The following is a 3980-nucleotide window of genomic DNA, read 5'->3' as shown; positions in this document are numbered from 1 at the left end:
AATACCAAGCCAGAGGCCCGATCATCGACCGGACCAGCTACAAAGCCACCCTGACCATCGACATCCTCGCCCCACCAAAGATCTTGACAGCGACGACAAAAACTTAACTACACGGCCTTGGGACTAGTTCACCGTGAACGCCCGCGACGTCCCCGTGAACGCCGTGATCTCCCCGGTCCAGCCACTCTTCCAGTCACCGTGGTGCACGACCCGGTAGCGCCCAGGCGGCACGTCCCCCGGGATCGTCCACGTGATCGTCGCCTCCGAGTTCGCCACCCCGACCCGCGCCCACCGGTACCGCGTCGACCAGTCGCCGTCGTCGGCGACTCGTTTCCAGGTGCCTGCGACCTCGCGCTGGATTTCCAGGTAGGTGCCGTTGCGGCGGAGGTTGTTCTTGGGGTGCCCGGTGACGAACCTCGTGGTCACCGTCTGCCCCCGCTGGTACGCGGCCGCGGGTTCGGTCAGCACCTGCCCGAAACTCTGGAACAGCCCCTTGTCGTCGAACACCACACCCGTCTGCAGGTTCAGCTCGGCGAGCAGCGGCTTCGTCGGGGTCGCGCCCGGGGCAGGCGGCGAACCGTCCCGAAGGGACGCGGCCAGCTTGGTGAACTCCTGTTGGTACGCGGGCAAAGTGTCGCGGCCAAAAAGCGTGGAGCCGCCTTCGTACTGCTGCTTGTCGTACTCCTCCGGCGTCGTCACGTACTGGCTGTAGTCGTTGGCATAACCCTGGATCAGCACGTTCTCCAGCGGCACACCCAGTTCCTCGGCGACCGTCCGGCGCATCCGGAGCCCGGAGACGATGGTGACCTCCGCGGGAACGGCGATCAGGTGGAACTGCCCCAGCTTCACGATCTGCAGCGGCAGCACGTTCGGCGTCGCCTCCATCAGGCCCGTGGGGACGGCGGTCACCTTCGGGTACTGGCAGTCCTTTACCCACTGCGGAACCTCGACGTCCAGCGGCTCCAGCAGCGCGGCGATCGGGTTGACCATGCCCTCGCTGAACAGCGGCAGCCCCGGCCCGTCCTCGATGCTGCCCGCGAGGGTCGACGCGCCGACCACCCCGGGGGAGGTGCGCCGCGACTGGCCGTCGGTGGTGTAGCGGCCGTCGACGGTCACCGCGGACATGTCGACGAACCGCATGCGGTAGTCGATGCCGCCGCTGACCGGGGTCTGTGGGCCGTCGAAGACCTCGTTCGCCTTGGTGTTCTGGCGTTCGCCGATGACGCGGGTGTTCTCGAACTCGTCCTCGGTGGGGCCGGAGCCGGGCCGCAGGTTCAGGTTGGGCGACATGTCACCCGCGTTGGTGTTGGGGAACGCGGCGACGAAGCCGGGGCGGTTGTCCAGGTACCGAACGCCCTTCTGGTCGTGCTCCCACTGGTAGGCCGCGTACCCCTTGTTGTCCGGGCTGATCAACGTGTTCGTGTTCGTCATGGACGTGTTGTGGGTGGCGAACCAGCTGATCGCACCGACGTCCGCCGCGCCTTGCTTGAACCGCAGGACCGTCATCGACGGGTCGATCGCGTTGGGGAACTGCGCCTTGTCCGACTCCGGGTTCTGCTCGAACGCCACGCGCGACCGGTTCACGCTCGCGTTCGTCAGTTCGCCCCTGCCGATGCTGATGGTCCCCGGCTTGAGGTCGTCGTGTGCCTTGACGACGGACTCGACGATGCCGTCGACGGTCGCGTCGAAAGTCTGCTTCTGGAAGCCCAGGATGGCGAGGTTGTAGGCCAGGTTGTGCGAGTAGCCACCCGGCCCGGCATGCGTGTGCGTGGCCGAGAGCAGGACATTCTGCTGGGTGTAGAGGTCGCCGTAGCGGGACTTCAGCTTGCCCAGCACGCCTTCCTGGACCGCGCGGAAGATCATGCCGAGGTCGGCGTTGACATAGGCGACCCGCTTGCCGCCAGCTTGATCGACGGTGATGAACGCGCGGGAGCGCTGGCGCTGGTGGATGCCCGTGGTCTTCTGGTCGACCTTCGAGTACCCCATCATGCCGTTCTCGGCCGCGGGCCCGGTCACGTCGGAGATCCCCCGCCCGACCAGGTATGTCGTCGGCTCGGCCTGCGCGGTGGGCAGCCCGCCGACGACGAGAGCGCCCGCGAGCGCGGCCAGCGTGGTGGCGATGATCGATCGGCGAGTGGCCCGCATCCGTCCGCTCCCGCGTACATGAATCAACTTCACTTTCGCTGGACCATACGTGACACGAGCCACTCGCGGAACCCCTCAGCAGGACACGGACAGCGAGAACGCCCGCGGGGATTCCAGTTGACCGTCGTAGGTGACCACCTGGACCCGGTCGCCGACCGGACGCGCACTGGCCGAGAACGATCCGGCCCGCGGTGTCACCTGCGCCGCACACCTGCTGACGTCGCGGTCGAAGATGACGTCCGTGCGCGCGTCGCTCATCACGGCGCCGGTGGCATGGCTGCGGCTGGTCAGCAGCGGGAGCAAGGTCTTGGCCTGCATGCAGGAGCCCGCCGAATCGATGTCCGGACAGCGCCGCTCCTGTTGTTGACGCAGGCGCTGATGGTGACCGGATCGGTCGACACCGCCATCGCGACGCCGCCTCCCGCGACCAGCACCCCGACAACACCCAGCACCCCCGCTGCCCGACCGACCGTCATGACCGTTCTCCTTCCGAGCGCACCAACGTCACCGTCAGCGCGATGTCCACGAACTGCCCGACGATTCCCTTCGCCTTCGTCACCCCGGCTTCGAACCGGTCGAGCCGGGCGGTCGCGGTGGCCTCGACCCGGTCGGTCCCGAAGTGGACGACGGTCAGCGCCAGGTCGGTCGGCACCGACCGGTCACGCACCCGCAGCGTCCCCTCGATCCGGTCGCCCACCAGCGAGCCGTCGTAGACCAACGTCGGGAACGCCGCGACGTCGAGGAACTTCGGCGACTTGATGTCCTTGTCCCGCTGGGACATCGCGGTCCGGAAGCTCGCCGCGTCCAGTTCGGCGTGCACGCTCGCCACCCCGTCCGCGACCGTGACCGCGCCGGAGGTGACCGCGAACTCGCCCGATACCCGGAACAGGCCCAGCTTGGTCACGGTGAACCGGGCGGAGCTGCGAGTCGGCACCAGCCGGTACCGCGCGGACTCCGGCAACTCGATCGCGACCGGAGCCACCCCGGCGGTCATGACGCCACCGCCCGGAATAGCTCGACCCGGTTCGGTCCCGGCAGCAGCGCCGGGTCCTCGCCCGGCAGCAGCTCCATGGCCGCGATGGCGCGCTGACCCGCCTCCATCGACTCGATCGACTCCGCCGTCGACACCACCAGCGCCGAGCGCCGCTGCGGCTGCCACAGCACCAGTGCCCGGCCCACCCCTGGCTGGGTGCGCATCGCCGGGGCGATCCGATCGCGGTGGGCCCGCCCGCCTGCCTGGTGGACCGCGTCGCTGACCGGGCCGTCGAAGTAGAGGAACGCGGCGACCCCGCCCGGGGCGCCCGCACCGGGGTCGTCCGACTCGACCTCGTACCACTCGGCGGTGGGGTCGGCCGCCGCCTCGTCCTGGGTGTCGAACAGCGACACCGTCAATTCGTCGTTCGCCGCGAGCCTGCGATAGGTGCTGGCTTCGCGGGCGCCTTCGGGCGGGGTGCCCGTGGACTTGTGGATTCGCGCGTACATCGCGCTCACCTCCCGTTTCCTTGTCCCCATGACCTTCGCGCGGTCGGTGGAGCGGCGGATCCGGGGAAGTACGGAGAACGACTACGTGGTTCCGTACCCGTTCTCCACGGCCCAGGCGGCGGCCTGCGCCCGGTTGGCGACGTGGAGCTTGCTCAGCACGTTGCTGACGTGCGTCTCGACGGTCCGCTCCGAGAGCACCAGCTTGTCGGCGATCGTCCGGTTCGGCGCTCCGACGGACAGCAGCGCGAGGACTTCGCGTTCGCGCGCGGTCAGCGGCACCGCGTTGTGCTGGGCCTGGCGGACCAGGGTGAGCACGGCGTCCGCCCGTGCGACGGTCGGCGGCATGCCCAGCC

The 3980-nt window shown here is 68.8% G+C and carries 5 protein-coding genes; all 5 read right to left on the bottom strand.

Annotation, left to right across the window (positions count from 1 at the left end; genetic code table 11):
* Positions 1–123: 123 nt before the first annotated feature.
* The gene (locus tag ACRDSQ_RS08895; RefSeq protein ID WP_431420347.1) at positions 124–2145 is read right to left on the bottom strand and encodes a neutral/alkaline ceramidase; all 2022 of its coding nucleotides are present in this window, start codon (positions 2143–2145) and stop codon (positions 124–126) included.
* A 75-nt stretch (positions 2146–2220) separates the two neighbouring features.
* Positions 2221–2463 carry a hypothetical protein gene (locus ACRDSQ_RS08890; RefSeq protein ID WP_431420345.1) on the bottom strand — a complete coding sequence of 81 codons (243 nt, stop codon included), beginning with the start codon at positions 2461–2463 and terminating at the stop codon, positions 2221–2223.
* A gap of 154 nt (positions 2464–2617) precedes the next feature.
* The gene (locus tag ACRDSQ_RS08885; RefSeq protein ID WP_431420343.1) at positions 2618–3139 is read right to left on the bottom strand and encodes a YceI family protein; all 522 of its coding nucleotides are present in this window, start codon (positions 3137–3139) and stop codon (positions 2618–2620) included.
* On the bottom strand, positions 3136–3636 hold the full coding sequence (locus ACRDSQ_RS08880; protein WP_431420341.1) for a hypothetical protein: 501 nt from the start codon (positions 3634–3636) through the stop codon (positions 3136–3138). The genes ACRDSQ_RS08885 and ACRDSQ_RS08880 overlap by 4 nt, the downstream gene beginning before the upstream one ends.
* 72 nt (positions 3637–3708) lie before the next feature.
* Positions 3709–3980: helix-turn-helix domain-containing protein (locus tag ACRDSQ_RS08875; protein ID WP_431420339.1), on the bottom strand; the 272-nt coding region annotated here is incomplete at its 5' end.

The organism is Actinokineospora sp., assembly GCF_050699995.1.
GTDB lineage: Bacteria > Actinomycetota > Actinomycetes > Mycobacteriales > Pseudonocardiaceae > Actinokineospora.
Note: the sequence above shows the minus strand (reverse complement) of the source record. Positions and strands in the feature narration are given on the sequence as shown.